18 protein-coding genes and 1 riboswitch are annotated in these 24,409 nt (G+C 66.7%); of the genes, 6 read left to right on the top strand and 12 right to left on the bottom strand.

The features are described from left to right. Positions 1–614: 614 nt before the first annotated feature. The 4 genes from ACSAMQ_RS07255 to ACSAMQ_RS07270 form a co-directional block, all read right to left on the bottom strand. Positions 615–3,509, bottom strand: a complete 2,895-nt coding sequence (locus ACSAMQ_RS07255) for a TonB-dependent receptor domain-containing protein (protein ID WP_435395021.1) — start codon at positions 3,507–3,509, stop codon at positions 615–617. 239 nt (positions 3,510–3,748) lie between these two features. Further along, positions 3,749–6,721: a TonB-dependent receptor plug domain-containing protein gene (locus ACSAMQ_RS07260; RefSeq protein WP_435395022.1), complete on the bottom strand. Its 2,973-nt coding sequence runs from the start codon at positions 6,719–6,721 to the stop codon at positions 3,749–3,751. 513 nt (positions 6,722–7,234) lie between these two features. After that, positions 7,235–8,098, bottom strand: a complete 864-nt coding sequence (locus ACSAMQ_RS07265; protein ID WP_435395023.1) for a hypothetical protein — start codon at positions 8,096–8,098, stop codon at positions 7,235–7,237. A 135-nt stretch (positions 8,099–8,233) separates the two neighbouring features. Then, positions 8,234–9,151: an Hsp33 family molecular chaperone HslO gene (locus ACSAMQ_RS07270; RefSeq protein ID WP_435395024.1), complete on the bottom strand. Its 918-nt coding sequence runs from the start codon at positions 9,149–9,151 to the stop codon at positions 8,234–8,236. Between the two features lie 207 nt (positions 9,152–9,358). On the opposite strand from ACSAMQ_RS07270, the gene mtgA reads away from it, so the two are divergent. From mtgA to ACSAMQ_RS07290, 4 genes are all read left to right on the top strand, one after another. Further along, complete coding sequence (gene mtgA, locus ACSAMQ_RS07275) at positions 9,359–10,108, top strand: monofunctional biosynthetic peptidoglycan transglycosylase (RefSeq protein ID WP_435395038.1); 750 nt, start codon at positions 9,359–9,361, stop codon at positions 10,106–10,108. Positions 10,109–10,241: 133 nt separating this feature from the next. After that, positions 10,242–11,276 (top strand): glycosyltransferase family 2 protein, encoded by a 1,035-nt coding sequence (locus ACSAMQ_RS07280; protein WP_435395025.1) that lies wholly within the window; start codon positions 10,242–10,244, stop codon positions 11,274–11,276. Then, on the top strand, positions 11,236–11,664 hold the full coding sequence (locus ACSAMQ_RS07285) for a CBS domain-containing protein (RefSeq protein WP_435395026.1): 429 nt from the start codon (positions 11,236–11,238) through the stop codon (positions 11,662–11,664). The genes ACSAMQ_RS07280 and ACSAMQ_RS07285 overlap by 41 nt, the downstream gene beginning before the upstream one ends. A 171-nt stretch (positions 11,665–11,835) precedes the next feature. Next, complete coding sequence (locus ACSAMQ_RS07290; RefSeq protein WP_435395027.1) at positions 11,836–12,438, top strand: hypothetical protein; 603 nt, start codon at positions 11,836–11,838, stop codon at positions 12,436–12,438. 1,441 nt (positions 12,439–13,879) lie between these two features. Here ACSAMQ_RS07290 and ACSAMQ_RS07295 read toward each other — a convergent pair. The 8 genes from ACSAMQ_RS07295 to ACSAMQ_RS07330 all read right to left on the bottom strand — a co-directional run bounded on the left by ACSAMQ_RS07295 (position 13,880) and on the right by ACSAMQ_RS07330 (position 21,727). Then, the gene (locus ACSAMQ_RS07295; RefSeq protein WP_435395028.1) at positions 13,880–15,853 is read right to left on the bottom strand and encodes an AsmA family protein; all 1,974 of its coding nucleotides are present in this window, start codon (positions 15,851–15,853) and stop codon (positions 13,880–13,882) included. Positions 15,854–15,995: 142 nt separating this feature from the next. Then, positions 15,996–16,661, bottom strand: coding sequence for a PAQR family membrane homeostasis protein TrhA (gene trhA, locus ACSAMQ_RS07300; RefSeq protein WP_435395029.1), 666 nt, complete (start codon positions 16,659–16,661; stop codon positions 15,996–15,998). Positions 16,662–16,878: 217 nt separating this feature from the next. Further along, positions 16,879–17,118 carry a hypothetical protein gene (locus ACSAMQ_RS07305; protein ID WP_435395030.1) on the bottom strand — a complete coding sequence of 80 codons (240 nt, stop codon included), beginning with the start codon at positions 17,116–17,118 and terminating at the stop codon, positions 16,879–16,881. Between the two features lie 196 nt (positions 17,119–17,314). Beyond that, entirely contained in the window at positions 17,315–17,482 is a 168-nt protein-coding gene (locus ACSAMQ_RS07310; protein ID WP_435395031.1) for a hypothetical protein, read from the bottom strand. A gap of 43 nt (positions 17,483–17,525) precedes the next feature. Beyond that, positions 17,526–17,789: a hypothetical protein gene (locus ACSAMQ_RS07315; protein WP_435395032.1), complete on the bottom strand. Its 264-nt coding sequence runs from the start codon at positions 17,787–17,789 to the stop codon at positions 17,526–17,528. 16 nt (positions 17,790–17,805) lie between these two features. Then, positions 17,806–19,410: a peptide chain release factor 3 gene (locus ACSAMQ_RS07320; protein ID WP_435395033.1), complete on the bottom strand. Its 1,605-nt coding sequence runs from the start codon at positions 19,408–19,410 to the stop codon at positions 17,806–17,808. Between the two features lie 222 nt (positions 19,411–19,632). Next, entirely contained in the window at positions 19,633–20,559 is a 927-nt protein-coding gene (locus ACSAMQ_RS07325) for a peptidoglycan DD-metalloendopeptidase family protein (RefSeq protein ID WP_435395034.1), read from the bottom strand. A 67-nt stretch (positions 20,560–20,626) separates the two neighbouring features. Next, positions 20,627–21,727: a phytase gene (locus tag ACSAMQ_RS07330; protein WP_435395035.1), complete on the bottom strand. Its 1,101-nt coding sequence runs from the start codon at positions 21,725–21,727 to the stop codon at positions 20,627–20,629. A 128-nt stretch (positions 21,728–21,855) separates the two neighbouring features. Continuing rightward, positions 21,856–21,976, top strand: a riboswitch (SAM riboswitch). Positions 21,977–22,041: 65 nt separating this feature from the next. Between ACSAMQ_RS07330 and metX the strand changes: the two genes are divergently transcribed. Together metX and ACSAMQ_RS07340 are read left to right on the top strand one after the other, a co-directional pair. Further along, positions 22,042–23,109 carry a homoserine O-succinyltransferase MetX gene (gene metX / locus ACSAMQ_RS07335; RefSeq protein ID WP_435395036.1) on the top strand — a complete coding sequence of 356 codons (1,068 nt, stop codon included), beginning with the start codon at positions 22,042–22,044 and terminating at the stop codon, positions 23,107–23,109. Positions 23,110–23,135: 26 nt separating this feature from the next. Then, positions 23,136–24,347, top strand: a complete 1,212-nt coding sequence (locus ACSAMQ_RS07340) for an O-succinylhomoserine (thiol)-lyase (protein ID WP_435395037.1) — start codon at positions 23,136–23,138, stop codon at positions 24,345–24,347. Positions 24,348–24,409: the final 62 nt, after the last annotated feature.

Consider the following 24,409-nt stretch of genomic DNA (forward strand, 5'->3'; position numbering starts at 1 on the left):
GCGTCGGCATCGATCGTGCGGGCCCTTGATTCAAGGAAAAGCAACTTCTTTGGTTACCTTTCTTTTGTTGCTTTAGACAAAAGAAAGTAACCCGCCGCTTTAGTGGCGGAAGCTTTGGGTTTGATCTTGATCTTTTAGACGAGAGAGGCGCCGCAAGACTGACGCAGCGATGTCGCGGCTTACGCCGCTCCTACCCTGGCGAAAGCACGCCGCTTCAACGAATGGCGACGGCCCCGTCATCTCTGCGCATTCGCGGTCGCGACTCACGTCGCTCCTACAGAGAGGGGGCGTATAACGCCGTGTTGCGAGTCCATCCCCTGCAGGAGCGGCGTAAGCCGCGACCGCGACCCATCAATCTCGCGCCGATGCCGACGGCAGCCCGTCAGGGTAGGAGCGACGCAAGTCGCGACCGCATCCTGTCGTGCGCCGGCGCATCCGGCCGTAGGACAGAGAGGCACCTCAAGCGCAAAGCTTCCATCCGCTGACGCAGTCGGATTACGGCAAGGACCGGGGCAGGCCCAGACAACGCCAGAACACATCCCCGCCGCTTCCGACCGCCCACAAAAAAAGGCGGGCCGAAGCCCGCCTCAATTCGACTCGGATGATGCTTTTTATTAGAAGCGCATCGTCAGGCCCAGGGTGAAGTAGCGGCCCAGGGTGTCGTAGTACTGCGGGAACGTGTTGCCGCTATTGAACGAAGTGTTGCCGATGTTACTGCCCACCATCGGCGGCTTCTTGTCGGCAATGTTGTTGATCGTCAAGTTAACGCGAGCGTTCCAAGGCAATTCATACGCCATGGTCAGGTCGAAGTAGTTGTAGGACTTGATCGAGGTGAACCTCGGATCGAACGTCACTTTGCCCGGCTCGACATCGATCGAGCTCAAATGACGCCAATTTAGGCCGAGCTCGAAGTCGTTGATCGACCAGACCGCACGCAGGTTCGATTTGTAGTCGTAAATAATGCCGGCGATCGTATTGCAGGAAATGCCATACAGGCCAACGCACTCACGTTCGATGGCCAGCGGATGGCCCTTGTACTTGTACGAGTCGGTCTTGGTCAGGTCGAGCGCGAAGTCCAGGCGGCCCCAATTGTCGTTCAGCGGGATGCCGTAGCGAACGCCCAGGTCCCAGCCATCGGTGGTGATACGTCCATTGTTCGAACGGTCGAGGAACGGGCCACGCGCCTCGCCGTTGACCGAACCGTCGGCCACATCGCGTCCGCCTAGCATCAGCTGACAGAACGGATGAGCAACGCTCAGCGTCGGATTAATGGTCTTGTCGTAGCAACCGAAGAACACGTCGTCCATGACCGGACGGGTGATCGCGTCCTTGATGTCGATCTTCCAGTAATCCAGGGTGATCGACAAATCTTCCATCGGCTGCCACACCAAGCCCAGGGTCTGGGTGTCGGCCTTCTCCGGGCCCAGCACTGGGTTGCCGCCGGCATAGATATTGCCCTGTCCCGCGCTCGGGGCCTCGACTCTGCCGAATTCACTCAACGGGACGCCGGTCAGCAAGCACAGATTGGAGAGCGTGCCCGGGGTATTCGCCTCGGCCGCGTTGATGAAGTCTTCCTGGCAGGGGTCTTCCACCGAATTGTCGAGCTGAGTGAAGACAGGCTGGAACAGTTCGTTGATGTTCGGGGCGCGGGTCGCGCGCTGGAACATGCCACGGAATCGCAGCGACTCGATCGGAGCCCATTCCAGGCCGTACTTGTAGCTGCCGTAATCGACGTCGGTCTGCCCGGACTTGAATTCGGAGTGGCGATAGCCGGCTTCGAAGTTCAGGGCATAGGCGCCCGGCCTGCCGCTGATGAGCGGCGCGATAACTTCGACGTATGCTTCACGCAGTTTCAGGTTGCCTTCGACGTCCGGATTGGCGCCGCCCGAACCCTGCACTTCGACAGGATCGCGCGAGGCTGCGTCGGCCTTGTTCATCGCTTCGACCTTGCGTCCTTCCAGGCCGAATGCGAGACCGATCGGGTAATCGGCCAGCGGGCTCTTGAAGTTGTCGCCCAGGTCGCCGTTGACCGAGCCGGACCAGACTTCCTGTTCGACGCGCTGGGTGGCGAAGGTCAGCACTTCGAGGAACTTCTTCGCATCCTTGCTGATCGTGCCTTCCACGCCCCACAGGTTCAGGGGAACACATCCGTTGCTGGGATCAACGCAGTTGACGCCGTCGGTCGACAGCAGGGCCTGCTGGGTGCGGGCCTTGGACAGGAAGCCGGCCGACACGGTCAGCTGATCGGCTTCGCCGTGCGACCAGTAGGCGTCGTAGCGCCAGTTGTCGGTGATGTTGCCGCGCAGACCCAGGGTGGCCTGGAAGACCTTGTTCTGGAAGTCGGTCGAGCGGGTGCCGAGCTCAGTGGTGCGGCGGTTCAGGGTCGTGCTTACGACGCCTGCGCTGCCCACTTGGCAGGGACCCCCGGTGACGCCGTACTCAGCGCACAACTGCTGACGGGCAGGTTCCGGAATCAGCGGGTTGCCGATACCCAGGTCGAAACGGCCGCCGAACAGGCCGCCCGGGGCGATCTGCGAGAACACGTTCGAACGCGTGTAGAGCAGCTGGGTATAAGCCTCGGCATGCTCGTTGATCTCGTAGCGGCCGAGTGCGGTGGCCTGCCAACGATCCAGCGCGGTCTGGTTGAAGTTGTAGGGGTTGAAGTTGAACGGAGTACTGATGCCGTCGAAACGGCCGGTGGCGGGATTGATTTGGCCCAGAGCGCCGGCTTTGGTTGGGATCGAGGTGCCGGAGCCGCCCGGCATGCCGTCGGTCGAATCGATGTTGAACTCGGAGAAATCGCGGGCACCCTGCAGCAGCGGGTCGTTATCACTCTTGCCGACGCTGATGACCACGTTGCCGCGGCCGTCGTCCAGGTTGACACCGAGAGTGACATCGGTGCGGCGGCGGTCGGCGTCCTGCTTGCTCGACTGGCCGTAGCTGGTGTTGACCTCGACGCCTTCGAAATTGCGCTTGAGGACGAAGTTGACCACGCCCGAGACGGCGTCGGCGCCGTACACGGCCGACGCGCCGCCGGTGACCAGGTCGACGCTCTCGATCAACGCGACCGGGATGACATTGGTATCGACTACACCGAACAGGTTGAACGGAACGACGCGACGGCCGTCCATCAGCACCAGGGTGCGGTTGTCGCCGAGGCCGCGCAGGTTGACGGTGGCGCCGCCATTGGCGCCGTTGTTCACGCCCGGGCCGATAGCCGGCGTCGCGCCCGGCAGAATCTTGAGGAAGTCTTCGGCGGTGACCGGCTGGTTGCGGTCGATCTCTTCGCGATCGACGGTCATGACCGGGCTGTTGGTGGTCAGGCCGGGAATCGAAATGCGGCTACCGGTGACCTGGATGCGATCCAGGGTGGTGGCGTCTTCGGCGGGCGCTGCGGCGGGTGCCGCGGCGTCCTGGGCGGAGGCGAGGCCGGTACCGGCCAGGCTGGTCGCGCCCACGCACAACGCGAATACGATCGCGTCGCGCAGTTTGGTGGTCTTCAGGGTCATCTCTCTCTCCAAGTCTGTCCTGAACGAACGGGTCCCAAGCAAAGGGGCTAGCCAAACGGCGCATACATAAAGGCCTAAATTGGCAAAGCCCGCCCGATAGTAGACGGCTTGGCCGAGTAATTAAAGTGTTGTTAAGTGCTTTTTTGTCGCAAAAGCCGCTGCGACGCGGGTTTTCGACCGCGCAAAAGAAAACGGCCTCCCGAAGGAGGCCGTTCCGGTGTTGCGGCAACGCGTGTTGCTTAGAAGCGCTGCTGGTACTTCATGTACACGAAGCGACCGATGTCGAACGTGCCGCTGTAGGCGAAGTTCGAGTTCGGCTGGCTGTACATCTGCGGACCGAGGTGGTTGAAGACGTTGTTGGCGCCGATCGCGACCGTGGCGTTCCACGGGGCCTCGAAACGGAACTGCACGTCATGGAAGGTGTTGGAGCCGAGCTTGTTGTAGTCGCGACGGCCGGCGTACCAGGGAGCGCGCTGATCCGGGGTGTCACACTCGCTCGGGTACTGCGTGTTGCTCAGGCACTGCTCCTTGACGCCGGAGTAGTAGCGTGCGCCGTAGGTGATGCCCCACGGACCCTTCTCCCACATGACGTTCAGATTCGAACGGATGCGGAAGTTGATGTCCTGGCCCGAGCTGATGCCCACGGTCGGCTGCGGAACGTCGTTCGGGTTCGTGGTCGACTTGAAGATGTTCTTGCTGACGTAGGTGTTCTGCCAGCTGACATCGAACTTGCCGATCTGGGTCTCGAAACGGTAGCTGGCTTCGAAGTCGAAACCTTCGGCTTCAACGAAACCGGCATTGATCGGCGAGCGCCGCAGCTGGTTGACGATGCCGCTGTTCGGATCGCGGGTGAAGAAGGCGCTGGTGCAGCGCTCCGTGACTCCGCGGCCGAAGCAGTCGTTGAGGATCTGCGTGGCGGTATCGGCGACGATCGTGTTCTCGATCTTGATCCACCACCAGTCGAGGCTCACGTTCAGGCCGTCCAGGAAGCCCGGGCTCCACACCAATCCCAAGGTCTTGGAGGTCGAGGTTTCCGGAGACAGCTGATCGTTGGAGCCCGAGAAGAACGGCGTCGGAGTCTGCGCGGTGACGCCCGTGGTCGGCACGCCGCCCTGAGCCTGCTGGCGGTAAGTCGCCGAGTTGTAGGTACCGCCATTGGCGACGCGGTAAGCCTCGCAGCGAGCCAGCACGGCCGGATCCGAGGAGGCCGAACCGAAGCGGGTATCGCAAGGATCTGCGAAGGTGTCGAAGGTCTGCGAACCGCCGCCGTACAGATCGTTGATGGTCGGAGCGCGGAAGCCTTCGGCCCAGGTGCCGCGGACCAGCAGCGAATCGATCGGCTTCCACTTGAAGCCGAACTTGCTGTTGGTGGTGTTGCCGAAGGTGTTGAAGTCCGAATAACGCGAAGCCAGGCTGACGCTGAGCTCCCTCGCGCCGGCCATGTCGGCCAGGATCGGCACGTTCAATTCGGCATAGACTTCATTGACGTCGTAGCTGCCCGAGGTCGGGCCGCCGGCGAGGTTGGTGGTGCTGCCGGTCTGGTCCTGCGCGTCGGGCGAGAAGCCGCCTTCTTCCTTGCGGTATTCGTAACCCACCGCGAATGCCAGGTCGCCGGCCGGCAAGGTCACGATCGGACCGGTCAGGTTGGCGAAGTAGCTGGTGGTCTTGGTGCGGCCGGTGGCGTGGCCTTCCGGCATCAGGAAACGCTGCAGCTCCGGATTGTCCAGGCTGCCCTGGCCGGCCTGGCCCTGGCGCAGCAGCGGGTTCCACGGCATGCACTGGCCGACGCCCGAGCCGTACTGCGGGTTGTTGGCGGCGCCCAGGGTGCCGCACTCGACGCGACCGGTGGTCGGGTTGAGGAACGACGGACCCACGGCCTGCAACACGCGCGGAATGCTCAGGTTGCCGTTGCTGGTCTGGACGAGCTTGTTCTCGTTGTAGAGATAGCCCGCATCCCAGTCGTAGAACTTGTCGCCGAGGCTGAAGGTACCTTCGATCGAACCAACGAAGCGGAAGGTGTCCAGATCGCTCTCGGTGGTACGCGGCACTTCCCAGGTACGACGCAGGAACGAGATCGGAGCGGTGCCCGGAGTGCCGACCGGCGCGAAGTAGCTGGTGCGCTGGATCGGGGTGCCGGCGGCGCCGTTGAACGCGGTCGACTGGTACGGATAACCGGCGATCTGGCGGGTCGCGATGCGGTTGTTGTAGGCGAAGTTGGTGCGGAAGCGGACGTTGTCGGTGATGTTCAGCAGGCCGTCGACGAAGATCGACTTGCGCTCGATCGGATTGATCAAGTGCATCTGCAGGTTGGAGTTGCTGACGTCTGCGTCCGCGATGTCGTCCGCCGTCGCCGCCGAGGTGGCGTCGGCGATGTGGTAGTTGCTGTAGAAGCGCGGATCGGCGCCCGGATTCAGTACGCGGGTACCGCCCGAAATGCCGGTGATGCCGCCCCACTGGCTGACCGGAGTCCAGCCGCGGTTCGGGTGGGTGGCGCCCTGCGGATAACGCGAGAACTCGCGATCCTTGGCCCACACTTCGTCTTCCTTCGAGTATTCGATGGCGGCGGTCAGCGAACCGCGGTCGCCGGCGAAGCCGATCATGAAGTCGTAGGTTTCCTTGGTGCCGTCGCCTTCGCCGTACTGGCCGAAGTAAGCGTTGGCCTGGGCGCCTTCGAAGTTGGTGCGGGTGATGATGTTCACCACGCCGGCCATCGCGTCGGAGCCGTAGATCGAGGACGCGCCGTCCTTGAGGATTTCGATGCGCTCGACGACCGAAGCCGGGATCGAGGACACGTCCTGCTGGCCGGTGGTGCTGATGCCGAGGCGGCGACCGTTGATCAGGATCAAGGTGCGCTGCGAGCCCAGGTCGCGCAGGCTGATGAAGGTACCGCCGACTTGTTCGCCGGAGGACAGCGGCTGCGAACGGGTGATGGCCGGGGTGCCGGCTGCGGTCACGTTCTGCAGGATGTCGGCCACAGACTTGAAGCCCTGCTTCTCGATTTGCTGACGGCTGATCGAGAGGACGGGCTGTGCGGTTTCGACGTCGACGCTACGGATGCGCGAACCAGTGACCTCGATGCGGTCGAGGGTGGTCGCTTCCTTCTGGGCGGGGGCGCTCGCTTCCTGCGCGCCGGCGGCGCCTACGAGGGCCGTCGAGCCCACTGCGAGCGCGAAGGTGATCGCGTCGCGGAGCTTGGTGGTTTTAAAAGTCATTCTCTCTCTCCGAATCGGTCTGGTGTACCCGTGTATCCCGCCGGAGGAGTCAAATCAGACGCCAAGGCCGGCAAGGTTCGCCGATCCTAACCGCGCCTTCGGAAAAATTAAAGTGTCGTTAAGCGTCTATTTGTGACGTATGCGGCGCGGGGGCTGTGAGCCAGTCTCCACCGTACTTTCGCGTACTTTTTCTGGGGGCGGCCGTCACGCTCGGCTAATGTGCCTATTCAGCTAGCTGAGCGGCCGCCTGAAGCGGGGCAAGGGCCGGGCGCCGGGCGCGGCCGGGGGTGAGGCCGATGCCGATCAATCGAGGCCCGAGGCTCGAAAAGCCGATCCCGGGCAATCGATTCTGCTGTCACGGGCGTGCAAAACGGCGTCGGCCGCATGGTCGACGCAGCCGATGCGCAGCAGGGTGCGAGCCTCGCAGCCGTCATGGCCAGGCTTCAAGCGTCTAAGAGGTCAGGCCGTGGGGCATCGCCCCGGGTGGATCGAGCGTTCCGGACCGAAATCCGATCAGAGATCCTGCTCGTAACGGACGTAGGGCACCGTGCCTTCGTCCTTTTCGCCGTTGCCCGGGGCAAACGGATTCTTGCCGCGCGTGACGACGTTTTCAGCGCCGACGGTGAGCTGGCCGCTCCACGGAGTGCGCCAGGTCAAACCGACGCCAAGGCCTTCCCATTGGCCCGGGCCCGGGGTGTCGACGACGCGGCCGATGATGTTGGCGCCGAAGTTGCCGATGCCGGCACCGAGGGTCAGGCTCTTGCTGCTCCAGCGATCGGCGAGCCCCGGCATTTCGCCGGCCGGGATCAGGCGCGCGCGCGCCCGGGTGCCGCCGATCGAGACCAGCGCATAACCGCTGCCGATGTCTTTCTGGCCGTACACGGTCAGAGTGTTCTGTTCGACCCGGCTGGGGCGGCTGTTCGGGCTCAGCCAGGCCGGCATGGTATCGCGGCCGGTACCGACGGAGACGCCGACACGTCCACCGGGACGGCTGATGCTGGCACCCGCGGTCACCTGGCGACTGTCGTTGCGCGCGTCGTCGTCGTCGAGGCTGGCGAGCAGGCAGTGATTGGCGAGATTGCCGACCACGCCGGCCAAGCCGGTCTTGCGATCGCAGACCAGGCCGAGGCCGTCGCCGGCTTCCAGGCCGAGCGCCGCATCGAAGGTGTTGCTGCCGGCTTTCCAGCGTGCGCCGGCCACCTGGTTGCTGGCGGGCTCCAACTGCAGCAGGTATTCCAGCTTGCCGTTGTTCTGGTTCCAGACCGGCAGATAGGTGGGCTCTGCACGCTTGCCCGGCAGCGCCTGCGCATGCGCGCCCGCAGCCACGCCGAAGGCGAGCGACAGGACGAGCGGCAATTGGCGCAGGTGCTTGAGCATGGATTCTTTAGGTGTGCAGACCGTCGTTATGACCGAGTGAAGCCGGCCAAGTTCCCCATTTCTTGCCGCCCGACTATAGCCGGTTTATGTTTATTTAACAATCGGGACGATGTCTCAAATCCGACCGATGAGCCCTCACTGTAGCCGGTCCGGAGCCTCTATTTCGTGGGCTGCGGCGGCAAACAGGCCGGCAATTTGGTTGCGGTCGAAACCATAGCGCTGGCCGCAGAACTCGCAGCGGATCTCGGCCTCGCCGTCGGCCGCGGCGGCCTCGGCTTCTTCCCGGCCGAGCGAGACCAGCATGGCCTCGACCCGCTCCCGGGAGCACGAGCAGGCGAAGCCCAGCGGCTTGCCGCCGAGCAACTGGATGCCGTCCTCGTGGAACAGCCGGGTCAGCAGGGTGTCGGTCGGCAGCTCGAGCAATTCGGCGGCGCTGAGGGTGTCGAACAGGGCGCCGGCCCGTAACCAGCCGTCGTCGTCGCCTTCGTCGCCGGGCAGCTTCTGCAGCATCAGGCCGGCGGCCTGCCGTTCGTCGGCGGCCAGCAGCAAGCGGGTCGGCAGCTGCTCGGACTGGCGGAAATACCCCTCGAACGCGCCGGCCAGCGAATCGGACTCCAACCCGACCAGGCCCTGGTAGCGGACCGGTTCGCGGCCGTGCAGGCCCGGGTTCTCGATGGTGATGGCGAGCATCGCGTCCGGCCCCATGGTCCGCAGGTCGCGCGATACCTCGCCGGCATCCTCGTCGAGCTGGGCGATGCCGCGCAGGGTGCCGGCGGCGGTGCATTCGGCGAACAAGGTGCGCAGCGCGCCGTTGCCGCGCAGTTGCACCGACAGCCGGCCGTCGACCTTGGCGTGGCCGGTGAACAACGCCGCAGCCGCGGCCGCCTCGCCGAGCAGCTCGGCCGCGGCGGCCGGGTAGTCGGAGCGTTCGCGGATCTGCCGCCAGGTATCGTGCAGATGGACGCGCACGCCGCGGACGCCGGCCCCTTCGATCAAAAAGCGGGTCAGGCGGTCGCGGTCGTCGGGCTGGGCGGCGGGGCGGGCTTCGGTCATCGTCGTACTCTCGGTCGCGCGGATCGTGCGGTTATGCGAATGCGGGACGCCGCATCGCGGATAATGCGCGGGGTCCTGTGAAGGGGGGAGGGAAAGCATGCCGATGCGTTCGGAGCGAATTTCAGCAGTGCCGGCATATGGGCGCTCGCGCGGCCACGGGGCAAGAGTGGGGACGGAGGCGATGCGGTGCAAGGCTTGACCGAGCGTGTGTCCTCGCCCGCCGCAGGCGAGCCGGCCGCGCCGGCGCCGCGCCCGCGGCGTCTGCGCCGCTGGCTGCGCTGGCTGATCGCCCTGCCGTTCCTGTTCGTGCTGGCCTCGGTGCTGCAGGTCGCGACCCTGCGCTTCGTCGACCCGCCGTTCTCGGCGTTCATGATGATCCGCCAGCTCGAAGCCTGGGGCTCGGGCGATTTCGGCTTTCGTCTTGCCCACGATTGGCGCGACCTCGAAGAGATGTCCTCGAACGTGCCGGTCGCGCTGGTGGCCTCGGAAGACCAGAATTTCGCCGAGCATTTCGGCTTCGACCTCAAGGCGATCGAGAAGGCGCGCAAGAACAATGCGCGCGGCCGCAAGGTCCGCGGCGGCAGCACGATCAGCCAGCAGACCGCGAAGAACCTGTTCCTGTGGAGCGGCCGCAGTTGGATCCGCAAGGGCGTCGAGGCCTGGTACACCCTGCTGATCGAATCGATGTGGTCCAAGCACCGGATCATCGAGATGTACGCCAACTTCGCCGAGTTCGGCGACGGCGTGTACGGCGCCCAGGCGGCGGCGCGCACCTATTACCGCAAGGACGCGCGCCAGCTCGGCGCGGCCGAGGCCGCGCGCATGGCCGCGGTGCTGCCGAATCCCAAGCGCTACAGCATTTCCCGGCCCGGCCCTTACGTGCAGCGCCGCGCCGGCGCGATCCAGCGGCAGATGCGCTCGATCGGCGGCAACGGGTATCTGAAGCAGATCGACTGAGCCGGGGCGGGGCGGGCCAGGCGATTCGGGCCAACAGGCCGGGACGGGCGCCGCCACCGCGGCACGGCCAGAGCTCGCGGCGCCGAGCGGCGATCACATCGGCGCGGCCGGCGTCGCCGCTACTATGTCGGGCATGAATCGCGATCTAATCACCGTCGTCCTGGCCGCCTTCGACGAGGCGCCGAGCTTGCCGCTGCTGCAGCCGCGCATCGCCGCGGCCCTGGATGCGCTGGCCGCGCAAGGCGTCGACGGGCGAGTGCTGTACATCGACGATGGCAGCCGCGACCGCACCTGGGAAATCCTGCAAGGCATCGCCGCGGCCGATCCGCGGGTCTCCTTGCTGCGGCTGTCGCGCAATTTCGGCAAGGAAGCGGCCTTGACCGCGGGCCTGGACCGGGTCGAGCAGGGCGCCGCCCTGATCCTCGATGCCGACGGCCAGGATCCGCCGGAACTGATCCCGCAGTTCGTCGCCAAGTGGCGCGAAGGCTACGACGACGTCTACGGTACGCGCCTGGAGCGCGAGGGCGAGGGTTGGTTCAAGCGCGCCACCGCGCACGCTTTCTATCGGGTGATCGGGCGGCTCTCGCGCACCCCGATCCCGGCCGACACCGGCGACTTCCGCCTGCTGTCGCCGCGCGCGCTCGACGCGCTGCGGCAATTGCGCGAACGCCACCGCTTCATGAAAGGCCTGTTCGGCTGGGTCGGCTACAACCGCATCGCCTTGCCCTATCACCGCGAAGCGCGCGTGGCCGGGGCCAGCAAGTTCAACCTGTGGCGGCTGTGGAACCTGGCTCTCGAAGGCATCACCAGCTTCTCGACCGCGCCGCTGCGCCTGGCGACGTACCTGGGCCTGGCGACGGCGCTGGTGGCGTTCGCGTTCGGCGCCAAGGTGGTGCTCAAAGCGTTGCTGTTCGGCGACCAGGTCCAGGGTTGGCCGACGATGATGGCGGTGATCCTGTTCCTGGGTGGTGTGCAGTTGATCGCACTGGGCCTGATCGGCGAATACCTGGGCCGGCTGTACGAGGAATCGAAACAGCGCCCGCTTTACCTCATCGACACCTGGCAGCCCGCGCCAGGAGTATCCTCGGACCAGACACGGTTTCCCCAGCTCGCGGAAGGAGACAGTCATGCGCACCGTAAGACAGCTGTTGGAGGCGAAAGCGCCTGAGATCCATGCGATCGGTCCCGACGCGCCGGTGATCGACGCCATCCGGCTGATGGCCGAGAAACGCATCGGCGCGGTACTGGTGATGGACGGCCCGCAGTTGGCCGGGATCCTGTCCGAGCGCGATTACGCCCGCAAGATCGTATTGCAGGGCCGCTCCTCTGCCGATACCCCGGTGCGCGCGATCATGACCGCCGAAGTGGTGGTGGTCGGGCTCGGCGACAGCGCCGACCATTGCATGCAACTGGTGACCGACCGGCGCATCCGCCATTTGCCGGTGGTCGAATCGGGCCGGGTCGTCGGCGTGGTCTCGATCGGCGACCTGGTCAAGGCGGTGATCGAGGACCAGCAGGTCGAACTGGATCAGCTGCAGCGTTACATCGCCAGTTGAGCGCGGTGCCGATGAAAGCGGCGCCGATGAGAGCGGCGCCAGTCAGGACATGGCAGGCGAGGCCGCGCCGCCTGGCGTCGCAGGCGGCACACGCGCGGCGATCCGTTCTCGCAGGAAACAGGCACGCGATGGGATGATGGCCGTCCTGCGTCATTCCCGTGAAGGATCACCATGAGCCGATTCCGCGCCACCGTCTTGCGCCTGTCCCTTGCCTTCGTCGTCGCGGTAGCGATGGCCGGATGCGCCGCCTCGTCCGACCCGCCTGCCGGGGCCGCGCAAACACCGGCCAAGGCCGTCGCTGCGAAGCCGGCGCCCCCGCCGCAGCGCCCGGCGAAGGTATCGGTCGCGGACGACGGCAAGCGCATCGACGTGGCGACCGCGGTGCTCGATTTTCCGATCGAAGCGGCCGACGTGTTCGCTGGCCGGGCCCCGCGCATCGACCGGGTCGCGATCCTGGGGCAGGAGGATCGCGGCGAACGTTTCGATCTGTTGCTGCGCATCGAAGGGCCGAGCGACCCGAAGGCCGAAGGCGGACGCTGCCGTGAAGGGCGTGAGATCGTATTGCGCGAGATTTCCTTCGACGGCCACGACAACATGGTCACCGGCTCGCAGAGCTTCGAATCCTGTCTGGAGCGGATCCGCCCGGTCGCGGAGCGCCGTTTTCCCGACGGGCGAGTCGAGTACGACCTCAAGCGGACCTACCCCGCAGGGGATACCTGGGACGTGCACCTCGAGTACGACCTGGCCCATCCGGGGGCGGGGGTGACGATGTAGGGCGCCGAGACGTAGGAGAACGCAGCAGGCGGCGGCGCGGTCGCGACTTGCGTCGCTCCTGTCCGAGAGCGAACGCATCGGCCTGGCGCATAAACCTTGCCCTGTAGGAGCGACGTGTGTCCCGAGCGCGGAACGCGCAGACACGGCAGGGCCGTCGTCCTTTGTCGAAGCGGCGTGCCTTCGCCAGGTAGGAGCGGCGCAAGCCGCGACCGCCATGTTCCAATGTCGCGTCGTCTTCGGTGTGTCCCTGTAGGAGCGACGTGAGTCGCGACCGCGGAACGCGCAGACACGGCAGGGCCGTCGTCCTTTGTCGAAGCGGCGTGCCTTCGCCAGGGTGGGAGCGGCGCAAGCCGCGACCGCTATGTCCCAATGTCGCGTCGTCTTCGGGTGTGCCCCTGTAGGAGCGACGTGAGTCGCGACCGCGGAACGCGCAGACACGGCAGGGCCGTCGTCCTTTGTCGAAGCGGCGTGCCTTCGCCAGGGTAGGAGCGGCGCAAGCCGCGACCGCCATGTCCCAATGTCGCGTCGTCTTCGGGTGTATCCCTGTAGGAGCGACGTGAGTCGCGACCGCGGAACGCGCAGACCCGGCAGGGCCGTCGTCCTTTGTCGAAGCGGCGTGCCTTCGCCAGGGTAGGAGCGGCGCAAGCCGCGACCGCCATGTCCCAATGTCGCGTCGTCTTCGGGTGTGTCCCTGTAGGAGCGACGTGAGTCGCGAGCGCGGAACGCGCAGACACGGCAAGGCCGTCGTCCTTTGTCGAAGCGGCGTGCCTCCGCCATGTTCCAATGTCGCGTCGTCTTCGGGTGTGTCCTTGTAGGAGCGACGTGAGTCGCGACCGCGGAACGCGCAGACATGGCAGGGCCGTCGTCCTTTGTCGAAGCGGCGTGCCTTCGCCAGGGTAGGAGCGGCGCAAGCCGCGACATCGCTGCGACGGTCTCGCGATGCGTCGTTCATCGAACGATGATCAAAGATCAAGATCAAGATCAAGATCAAGTCCAAAGCTTCCGCCACTAAAGCGGCGGGTTACTTTCTTTTGTCTAAAGCAACAAAAGAAAGGTAACCAAAGAAAAATGCTTTGTTTTGAATCAAGGGCCCGCACGAGCGGTGCTTCCGCAGTGATTTTTCATACGGGACATCCCTGTCCCGATGAAAAACGGCGCGCATCCCTGCGCGCCGCCCTCCGGGTCTTCTTTAGCCGTCGCTAGCGCCAGGCTACGTACGGCAACCGCAACCGCAGCAAGGCAACGGCACCAGCAACCGCAACAACAGCGATAGCGAAACCACAGCGACAGCGACATCAACAATCACAACGGCGGTGACTTGACGCTTGCGGTCAATCTGGATGTGGCAGAAGGGGTAACAGCGACGGTGACACGGCAACCGTTACTGGCACAGCGGCAGCCTTAGGCGGTTGGCCGGGTGGTGCGTCAGAACCCACGTCCTTCAATTCACCACGTGCGCTGCGCACCCGGCATCCTTGCCTGGGCCGAGTTCGATCGTGGCCAGCAGGGCGGCGGGCGGGGCGATGCTGCCCAGCGCCACGGCGACGGCGCCGCGCAGGCCCAGGCGCTTGAAGTCGGGGCGGGCGTTGGGTTGCTTGAAGGTGCCGGTGACGGTCAGGGGGGTGCGCAGGGCGAACAGGCTGCGGTCTTTCGGGCGCGGGCGGATCAGCAGGTCGAGTCGCTCGTCGCCGAGGTCGATGGTGCCGCTGCCGACCAGGATGGTGTCGCTGGTGTCGAAGGCCAGCGAACGCGCGGTCATGACGCCGTCGGCGACGGCGAAATCGCCGAAGGCGCAACGGATCGGGATCTTGCGGTCGTGGGTCAGCTTGAACTTGAGGATCTCGGCCAGGTCGAGCCCGGCGAATTCCATCAGCAGGTTGCTGATCTGGCCCTGGCCCATGCCGACCGCGACGTCGCCGTCACTGGTCGCGAGCATGCTCGCGACCGAATTGCCGTTGCCGGTCAGGGCGATGCGGCCGCCGACCTTGCCGACCGCGTCCTGGGCCAGTTTCACCTTGGGCAGCAGCTTGGCCAGGGTCAGTTTGCGCGCGGTGATCTCGGCGCGGGTGCGGATCGGCGACCGGCGTGCGTCCATGCTGACGACCGAGCGGATGTCGCCGTCGGCGACGCCGAAGTTGAGCGGGTCGAGTTTCAACAGGCCGTTTTCGAGCAGCAGGTGCGCCTGCATGTCCTCGATCGGCCAGCCCGGCGCGTTGATGCGAGCGGCCTTGAGTTTCACGTCAGCATCCATCGCCCGCAGTTTGTCGAGCCGGTACGGCGTGTCCGGCAACAGCTTCGCGCTGGCATCCAGGCGCGCATGTTCGGCGGCAAGTTCGGGGTTGGTGCTTTCGCCGCGCCCGGTCTGCGGCGGCGCGCCGACGAAGCCGGCCAGATCGTCCATGTCGAGGCGCTTGGACACCAGGTCGGCGCGCAGATACGGCCGCGCGCCGCTGGTGTCGACGCTGGCACTGCCGGCGAGATCGCTGTCGCCGACCTTGCCGGTGAATCGGTCGTAGTTCCAGCGCACGCCGTCGCGGCCCAGGCGCCCGTCGAGCGCATAAGGCGGGGTCGGCGGAAGCGCGATGCCGAGCAGCGGATACAGGTCGGCGAGGTTCTTGCCGGCCAGGGCGAGCTGCAGCTCGAAGTCGCCCAGATGGAAGGGGTCGACCAGTTCGCCGCGGGCGTGCGCGCGGGTGGCGCCGGCCACGGCGCGCAGGTTCATCCGATACGGACGTTGCGCGTCGCGCAGCTCCAGCGGCGATTCGGCCCGGCCTTCGAGAGTGAAGCGATTGTTCTTCCAACGCCCGCCGCCTTCGACCTCGACCGGCGGCGCGGCGTCCTCGCGCCGCGCCTCGCGGCTGGCGACGGCCAGGTCAATGTCGGTCTTGCCGGCGGCGTCGAGAAAACGCAAGCGCCCGTCGTGGATCCAGATGCGGCGGAACACCGGCAGCTCGCCGCCGCCGTCGCGCCCGAATTTCCAGTTGCCGCCGTGCTTGGGGTCGGTCTGCAGATTCAGCTGCGGACGGGTCAGGCGGATGTCGGGGATGCGCACTTCGCCCTTGAGCAGCGGCCAGAATTCGACCGCCAGTTCCAGGCGCTGCGCCGAAGCCATCAGCGGCTGTTGGGCCCAGTCGGCATTGGCGAAACTCAAGCCGTCGGCGCGGATCACCGGCACGCGCCCGAGATCGACGTCGAGGTCGCCGGCGATCTCAAGGCGTCGGCCGGTGCGCGCCTCGACCTGGCGTTCGATCGGGCCCTTGAACCAGTTCCAGTCCCACAGCCACAGCAAGGCGGCGATGCCGAGGGCCAGCAACGCCAATGCGGCGCGCCAGGGATGGCGACGCAGACTCGTCCGCCAAGTCGAAGAATCGGCAGGGGAGGACGCAGATACGGGAGGAGTGGGAGACGCGCTCATTGCATCAAGCGCGGAGGCCGATCATGCCGGCGATGCGTTCGCCATCGGCCCGCGCGGCGGGACCTGTTCGCTACGATGCCCTCACCATTGCGGCAGGCCGGTAAAGCGAAGGTGAATACGCCGTGGACGCGGCGTGCGGTGTTCAGGCCGGCGAGGGGACGACCTGGGCGAACACCGAGATGTAATGGCAGATGCTGCCGGCGACCACGAACAGGTGCCAGATCGCGTGCGAATAGCGCAGCGAGGGCCGGTGATAGAACACCGTGCCGAGCGTGTAGCACAGGCCGCCGGCCAGCAGCCAGCTCAGGGTCCAGGCATCGAGGGCGTTGAGCAGCGGCTTGATCGCGACCAGCACCAGCCAGCCCATCGCGATGTAGATCATCGTCGACAGCAGCTTGAAGCGGCCGGTGTAGAACAGCTTGAACACGATGCCGGCGAAGGCCAGGCCCCAGATCGCCGCGAACAGGCCCCAGCCCCATGGGCCGCGCAGGCCGATCAGGGTGAAGGGCGTGTAGGTGCCGGCGATCAACAGATAGATCGCGCAGTGGTCGAAGACCTTGAGCCGGCCCTTGAGCACGGGATGCTGGATCGCGTGGTACAGGGTCGAGGCCAGATACAGCAGCAGCAGGCTGATTCCGAACACGATCGCGCTGCCGAGTTGCCAGGCGTCGCCGTAGATCGCGGTCAGCGTGATCATGACGGCGCCGCCGGCCAAGGCCGCGGTGGCGCCGAGACCGTGGGTCAGTGCGTTGGCGATCTCTTCGCGGATCGAGTGTTCGCCGTGAGCGGGGGCATGGGCGAGTGGCATGGTTCCGGCATCCTAGCGCGGTCTGGGGCAAATGCCCGCAGTCAGGATGAAAGGACAGGGACGGTAAGGTGCCGGCGGTCCGGTTTCGCGACCCGGGTCACGGGCGCGGGGAGGGGCCAGAACGCCCGCGGCCCGCAGGAGGCGCAAGCCTGGAGGCCGGCGCAGGGCGAGCGACCCGGCCGAGGCGTTGGGGCCCGGGCCGGATCGCGGCGGCGGCTCAGGCCGCCGGGACGGCCGCCATCTGGCTCATCGACGGCATGCCGACGATCAGCAGGACGATGCCGACGATGTAGATGATCAGCGGAATCTTGTTCTGGGCGAAGTTCATGACCGCGAATATCACCGCCACGAACGGGATCAGCAGCGAACCGAGTCCCCACCAGATGCTCTTGCGAAACGCGTTGACGACGATCCACAGACCGCCGATCAGGCACAACACGATGCCCAAGTAATACATACGTCCCCCTCCTGGTTGATGCCGGCTCGAGTGCCCGGCCGGCCGATCCTAGTCGATGCTGCCGCGCAGCATCGGCGAAACGCGAAGAACGGCGCAGTCCGGTGAGGGGCCTCGGATCGCAGGACAGGGCGACAGCGAGCGACGGCGCGATGCGTGGGCCGGATATCCACACGGCGCCGGTCGACGCTTATCCGGGTCAGTTCAAGCGGCGCACCCGCAGCAGCCGGCGCTGGATCTTGTGCGGGCGGTCGAATCGGTATTCCTCGACTTCGATCAACACCGCGCTGTCTTCGCCGAGGGCCTCGCGCATCGCGTAGAGGCGGCCGTTGCCCTCGGAGGCGAACCAGCGCTCGCCGTCGCGCACGACTTGATCTGCGAGACCGCAGGGACGATGTCGTTCAACATCGTCAGGTCCAGCCCCCGCGAGCAGGCACGTCCTCGCGTCGCGCCCGCAGCGCCCGAGCCCGCGCGCGGGTGGCCTGCAGCGCCGAGTCGCGGTCGATGCGGTGGATCGGATGCAGGGCATGCAGCGGCGCCACCGCCTGGGCCTTGCCGCTGCGCAGGCGAGGGATGTCCAGCACCGCCTTGACCGGATAGGCGTCCTTGCAGTCGAGCGCGGCGACTTCGTTGCGCTTGCTCAGCAACGCGTGCTCGGCAAATGCCGCCACCATCGCTGCAGCGCCTGCATCAATCCAGCGCCACTGCGTGCGCGTGTTCGCGGGTGGCGAGGAATTCGACGCCGGGCGCGCGTTCCTGGGCCAGTTGCAGGTTGACCCGAGTCGGCGCCAGATAGACCAACTGCCCGGCGGCGTCGACCGACAGGTTCAGCGCGTTCTTGTCGCGGAACTCTTCGAGCTTCTTGGCGTCGTTGCAGCGGATCCAGCGCGCGGTCGCCACGCCGACCTGCTCGAAACTCGCGTCCACGCCGTACTCGTCCTTGAGGCGGTAGGCGACGACGTCGAACTGCAGCACGCCGACCGCGCCGAGGATCAGGTCGTTGCTCATCAGCGGGCGGAAGAACTGGGTCGCGCCTTCCTCCGACAACTGCGCCAGGCCCTTCTGCAACTGCTTGAGCTTGAGCGGATCGCGCAGGCGCGCGCGGCGGAACAGTTCCGGGGCGAAGTTCGGGATGCCGGTGAACGACAGCGCTTCGCCTTCGCTGAAGCTGTCGCCGATCGAGATCGTGCCGTGGTTGTGGATGCCGATGACGTCGCCCGGGAACGCGCTTTCGGCGATTTCGCGGTCGCTGGCCATGAAGGTCAGGGCATTGGCGAGCTTCACCTCCTTGCCGGTGCGGGCATGGAAGGCCTTCATGCCGGCGCTGAACTTGCCCGAGCAGATGCGCATGAAGGCGACCCGGTCGCGGTGCTGCGGGTCCATGTTGGCCTGGATCTTGAACACGAAGCCGCTGAGCTTGTCTTCGGTCGGCTGCACTTCGCGGGTGGTGGTCTCGCGAGGCTTCGGCGCGGGGGCGTGCTCGATGAAGAAATCCAGCAGCAGCTGCACGCCGAAGTTGTTGACCGCCGAGCCGAAGAACACCGGGGTCTGCTCGCCGGCCAGGTACTTGGCCTTGTCGAAGGGATGCGAGGCGCCTTCGACCAGTTCCAGCTCCTCGCGCAGTTCGGCCAGCATCGGCGCGCCGATGCGCGCTTCGAACGCGGGGTCGTCGATCGAGGCGTAGATGGTCGAGTCCTGGCGGGTGAAGTTGCGGCCTTGTTCGTACAGGTGCACCTCGCCGCTGAGCAGGTGGACCACGCCCTTGAGGCGCTGGCCCATGCCGATCGGCCAGGTGATCGGCGCGCACTGGATGCCGAGCACCGATTCGACTTCGTCGAGCAGCTCGATCGGGTTCTTGCCTTCGCGGTCGAGCTTGTTGATGAAGCTCATGATCGGCGTGTCGCGCAGGCGGCAGACCTCCATCAGCTTGATCGTGCGTTCCTCGACGCCCTTGGCGACGTCGATGACCATCAGCGCCGAGTCGACCGCGGTCAGCACGCGGTAAGTGTCCTCGCCGAAGTCGGCGTGGCCGGGGGTGTCGAGCAGGTTGACGATGCGGCCCTCGTAGGGGAACTGCATCACCGAGGAGGTGACCGAGATGCCGCGTTCCTTTTCCAGGGCCATCCAGTCCGAGGTGGCATGGCGCGCGGCCTTGCGGCCCTTGACCGAGCCGGCCATCTGGATGGCGCCGCCGAACAGCAACAGCTTTTCGGTCAACGTGGTCTTGCCGGCGTCGGGGTGCGAAATGATCGCGAACGTGCGGCGGCGGAGGGCTTCTTGGGAGACTTCGGACATGGGAACGGCGCGCCCGGGGCGCGTCGGGAGGCAAGAGGAAGGGCGGAAGTATACCCGGGCGGCGCGCCTGGGCCGGCGGGCGCCGGGCGATGGCCGGATCGCCGGGGCGGACTATCGGGGCCGAGCGGCGCGAGCCGCGACCGCAGGGCTGCCGCAGGTGGCGTCGCTGCGGGCGAGGGACGTGGCCGCGGCTCGCGCCGCTCTGCCCAGAACCGGCCGACCTCAGCGCGTGCCGCCGCTCAGGCGCAGCGGGCCTTGCGGGCCGCTCATGCGGAACGGGATCGATTCCAGCTTCATGCCGCGGTTGATCTGCACGGCGAAATGCAGGTGCGGGCCGGTGCTGAAGCCGGTGTTGCCGGACAGGCCGATCTGCTGGCCGGCGCGCACGCGCTGGCCGGTGCGCACCAGCACGCCGCCGTCGGCCTTGAGGTGGGCGTACAAGGCCATGCTGCCGTCGTCGTGGAGGATGCGGACGAAGTTGGCGCGGTCGCCGAACTTTTCCAGGTTGAGCCCGGCCTTGTCGAAATCGGACTCGACCTGCATGACCGAGCCGTCGCGTGCGGCCAGCACCGGGGTGCCGATGTCGGCGGCGAAATCGACCGCATAACGGTGTTCGGGTTCGGTGTGGCTGAAATGGCCGCCATAGCCCTGGTCGATGCGGAATTGCTGCTGCTGCAGCGGCAGCAGGTAGTCCACGTTTTGCGCGCGCGCGGCCGGGTCGCCCGGGGTGCTGCGCAGGCTCAGCTCGAAGTCGCCGCCGCGGGTCGGGTCCTGGGCGCTGAGCACCGCGACCACGGCGCTGCCGCGAGCGCCCACGGTGGCGAAGGCGGGCAGCGATGGCGAGCCGGCGATGTTGTTGCTGTGGGTGAAATCCAGGCGGACCTCGATCGGCCCGGACAGGCTGTTGTCGGCCCAGGCCAGGTAGCGGTCGCCGTCCTGCTGCACGCGCAGGCGCGCGATCGCGCCGGGTTCGGCACGGAACGGGATGACCTGCACTTCCGAGGGCGGCGCGGCCCCGGGCGGGCGATCGCCGTAGTGGCTGATGCCGCTGCGGTCGGTCCAGCGGTAGAGCTTGGCGGCCTGCACTGCCGGGACGGCGAGCAGGCTGGTGCAAAGACAGGCGGCGATCAGGGCGGTAAGGCGCGGCATGGTCGGGTTCGTAGGGCGGCGTCGGTGCAGCGTGAGCGAGGTCTGGGCGGTGGCTAGGTCTGGAGGGTCAATTCAGGCAGCCGGACTGCAGTTGCAGGGAGCGGGCGATGTCGCCGAGGTCGAACGCAGTCACCGATCGATCGTCGTGCACCGCGTACAAGGCGCCGGTCGGGAATGCGCTCGTGCCGGCGGCGTGCAGGGCGATGCCGTCGGTGTGGGCGGTGACCTCGCCGCTGAAGCTGCCCTGCGGCATCAGGCTGACGCGGTCGAAAACGTGGAAGATCGTACGCGGCATCAGCTGGTCCACGGCGATCCAGTAGCCGGCGCCGTTCGGGCAGCTCCACAGGGCCACGCCCTCGGCCTGGGCGTCGAAGCTGCGGTCGGGCAGGCGGCGGCCGGTGTAGCGGCCGGCCAGAGTGTATTCGCGCAAGGTCGAGAGGCGGCGGGCGTCCTCGTCGGCGATCAGCAGGCGGTCGTTGGCGGGGTCGCCGGCGATCGACTCGACCACGCGCAGGGCGGCCTCCTCGCTGGTGTCGCCGAACGAACCGACATATTCGCTGCGCATCGCATCGCCGTCGTCGAAATGGATCTTGTAGCGGCGCACGCGCTGGTCGAGCTCGCTCAGCTCCGGCACCCGGTCGTGCTTGTCGCCGTACATGAAGCTGTCGGTGATGTAGGCCTCGAGTTCGCCGGGCGCGATCTCGTTGATCCACACGCCATAGGGACTGCGCAATTCGGCGTCGCCGAAGCTGCCGAGCGGGACGAAGTCGGGCAGGCGCAGTACCTGGACGCGGTGGTTGTCGCGCTCGACCACGAACAGATGGTCGCCGAACACGGTCAGCCCGTTCGGGCGCTTGAACTGGCCGAGCGCCTGGCCTTTGCCGCCGACCGTGCGCAGACGCTGGCCGCTGCCGGCGTCGTAGACCGCCAGGCGATGGGTCGACTTGGCGCTGGCGATCAGCCAGGTGGCGCCGTCCTCGGTCGGCCAGGTGGCCAGCGAATCGAGTTCGTCCTCGGGGCTTTCGGCCGAGACGAAGCGTTCGGGCACGATCCGCACTCCGGCCCGACCGGCACTGGTCGTGCGGGTTTCCGATTCCAGGACCGGGCGGGTGGCGCAGGCCGACAGCAGGACGGTGGCCAGGACGGCGGCAACGAGGCGGCTATTCATCATCCCAAGTGTATGCGCGGGCGGTGGCAACGGGGTGGCCACCGTGACGGTCGAGTGGGGCTACATGATAAATCGCTATATGCGGATGAAGCGATTGACACGCCTGCCGCCGGTCGGCAGACTGAGGCCATCCATCGAGACCGGCTGAGGGACAGGCCCTTAGAAGCCGGGGCAACCCAACGCGGCGCAAGCTGCGTGAAGGTGCCAATTCCTGCGGCCCGCCTCATGGCGTCGGTCGGAAGATGGTTGCGAAGTGCGCTTCCGGCGCACTTGCGACTTGCAGCTCGGTGGCCCGTTCACTTCGGATGACCGCCATGAGCTTCGCCAACAGCCCCGCCGCCACGTTCGAACGCAGCGACAGCTTCGTTTCCTACGCTTCGCCCGCGATCGTTTCCCCCGACGTGTTCGAGCGCAGCGGCCGTGCCGCCGCCATCCGCGGCGAGATCGAGGTCGAACTGGACCTGCGCCACGCCGGCCGCCGCCGCCTGACCTTGCGCTACGAAACCCAGGGCGACCGCAGCCTGCCGGCTTTGTTCGTCGCCGGCGGCATTTCGGCGCACCGCCACCTGGCGCCGAGCCGCGAATTCGGCGAGCCAGGCTGGTGGCAGAGCCAGGTCGGGCCCGGCCGTTCGCTCGATCCGGCCCGGCACCACCTGGTCTCGTTCGACTGGATCGGCGCCGACGGGACCCTCGACATCGCACTCGACCCGGCCGATCAGGCCGACGCCATCGCCGCCTTGCTCGACGCGCTGCGCATCGAACGCCTGCAGGCCTTCATCGGCTATTCCTACGGCGCCATGGTCGGGCTGCAGTTCGCCTCGCGGCATGCCGCGCGCCTGGGCGAGCTGGTCTCGATCAGCGGCACCCACCGCGCCCATCCCTATGCCGCCGCCTGGCGCGCGCTGCAGCGCCGCGCGGTCGCGCTCGGTGCGCTGCAGTGCGACGAGAGCCAGGGCCTGGCGTTGGCGCGCGAACTGGCGGTGCTGAGCTATCGCACCCCGGAAGAGTTCGCCGAACGCTTCGGCAACGCCGAGGTGCGCGACGGCCGCGTCCGCGTCGCCGCCGAGGACTACCTCGACCACTGCGGCAACAAGTACGTCGCGCGCACGCCGGCCACCGCCTTCCTGCGCCTGTCCGAATCGATCGACCTGCAGCAGATCGATCCCTCGACGATCCGCGTGCCGGTCACCGTGGTCGCGGTCAGCGAGGACCGCCTGATCCCGCTCAGCGAGTCCTACGACCTCATCGAACGCCTGCGCGGCGAAACCCGCCTGCGCGTACTGCGCTCCATCTACGGGCACGACGCGTGCCTGAAAGAAGAATCCGACATCGACACCATCCTGCGCGAAGCGCTGGCCGACTGTACGCAGGCGGCCGCATGAGCACTCAGAACAACGGAGCGGCACCAGTGACCACGACCCCCAGCACGACCAGCATCCGCAGCACCTGCACCGCCGCGGTGCGCGCCGGCATCGACCGCGACATCGCCTATGGCGCGGTGACGCCGCCGATCGTGCTGTCGTCGAACTTCAGCTTCGCCGGCTTCAACGACAAGCGCCAGTACGACTACACCCGCAGCGGCAATCCGACCCGCGACTTGCTCGGCGAAGCCCTGGCCGAACTCGAAGGCGGCGCCGGCGGCGTCGTCACCTCGACCGGCATGTCGGCGATCACCCTGGTGCTGCACGCCTTCCTCAAGCCCGGCGACCGCATCGTCGTGCCGCACGACGGCTACGGCGGCAGCTGGCGGTTGTTCAATGCGCTGGCGGCGAAAGGCGCGTTCGAACTGATCACCGCCGACCTGACCGACCCGCGCTCGCTGACCGAAGCGCTGGCGACCAAGCCGGCCGTGGTCTGGATCGAAACTCCGTCGAACCCGCTGCTGCGCATCACCGACCTGCGCTTCGTGATCGAGGCCGCACACGCCCAGGGCGCGCTGACCGTGGTCGACAACACCTTCCTGTCGCCGGCGCTGCAGCGCCCGATCGCGTTCGGTGCGGACCTGGTCGTGCATTCGACGACCAAGTACATCAACGGCCACAGCGACGTCGTCGGCGGAGCGGTGGTCGCCAAGAGCGCGGAGCATCACCAGCAGCTGACCTGGTGGGCCAATGCGCTCGGCCTGACCGGCTCGCCGTTCGATGCCTTCCTGACCCTGCGCGGCCTGCGCACCCTCGATGCGCGCCTGCGCGTGCACCAGGAAAACACCCGGGCCATCGCGACCGTGCTCGACAACCATCCGGCCGTGCGCGTCGTGCATTACCCGGGCCTGGAATCGCATCCCGGCCATGCGCTCGCCGCGCGCCAGCAGAAGGGCTTCGGCGCGATGCTGAGCGTCGAGATCGAAGGCGGCGAGGAGGCGGTGCGGGCCTTCGTCGAAGGGCTGAGTTGTTTCACCCTGGCCGAATCGCTGGGCGGCGTCGAAAGCCTGATCGCCCATCCGGCGACCATGACCCACGCCGCGATGTCGCTGGAAGCGCGCACCGCCGCCGGCATCAGCGACGGTCTGCTGCGCCTGTCGATCGGCATCGAACACGTCGACGACCTGATCGCCGACCTCGAAGCCGCGCTCGAACGCGCCGCCGCCGCGGTGGCCACGGCGGCGCGCGTCAAACGATGAACGCCGCGGCCAGCGCCCTGCACGGGCAGGTTCCGCAGGCGCGGCCGCGCCCGACCAGCGCC

The sequence above is a fragment of the Lysobacter sp. 1R34A genome (assembly GCF_051217035.1).
Classification (GTDB): Bacteria; Pseudomonadota; Gammaproteobacteria; order Xanthomonadales; family Xanthomonadaceae; genus Lysobacter.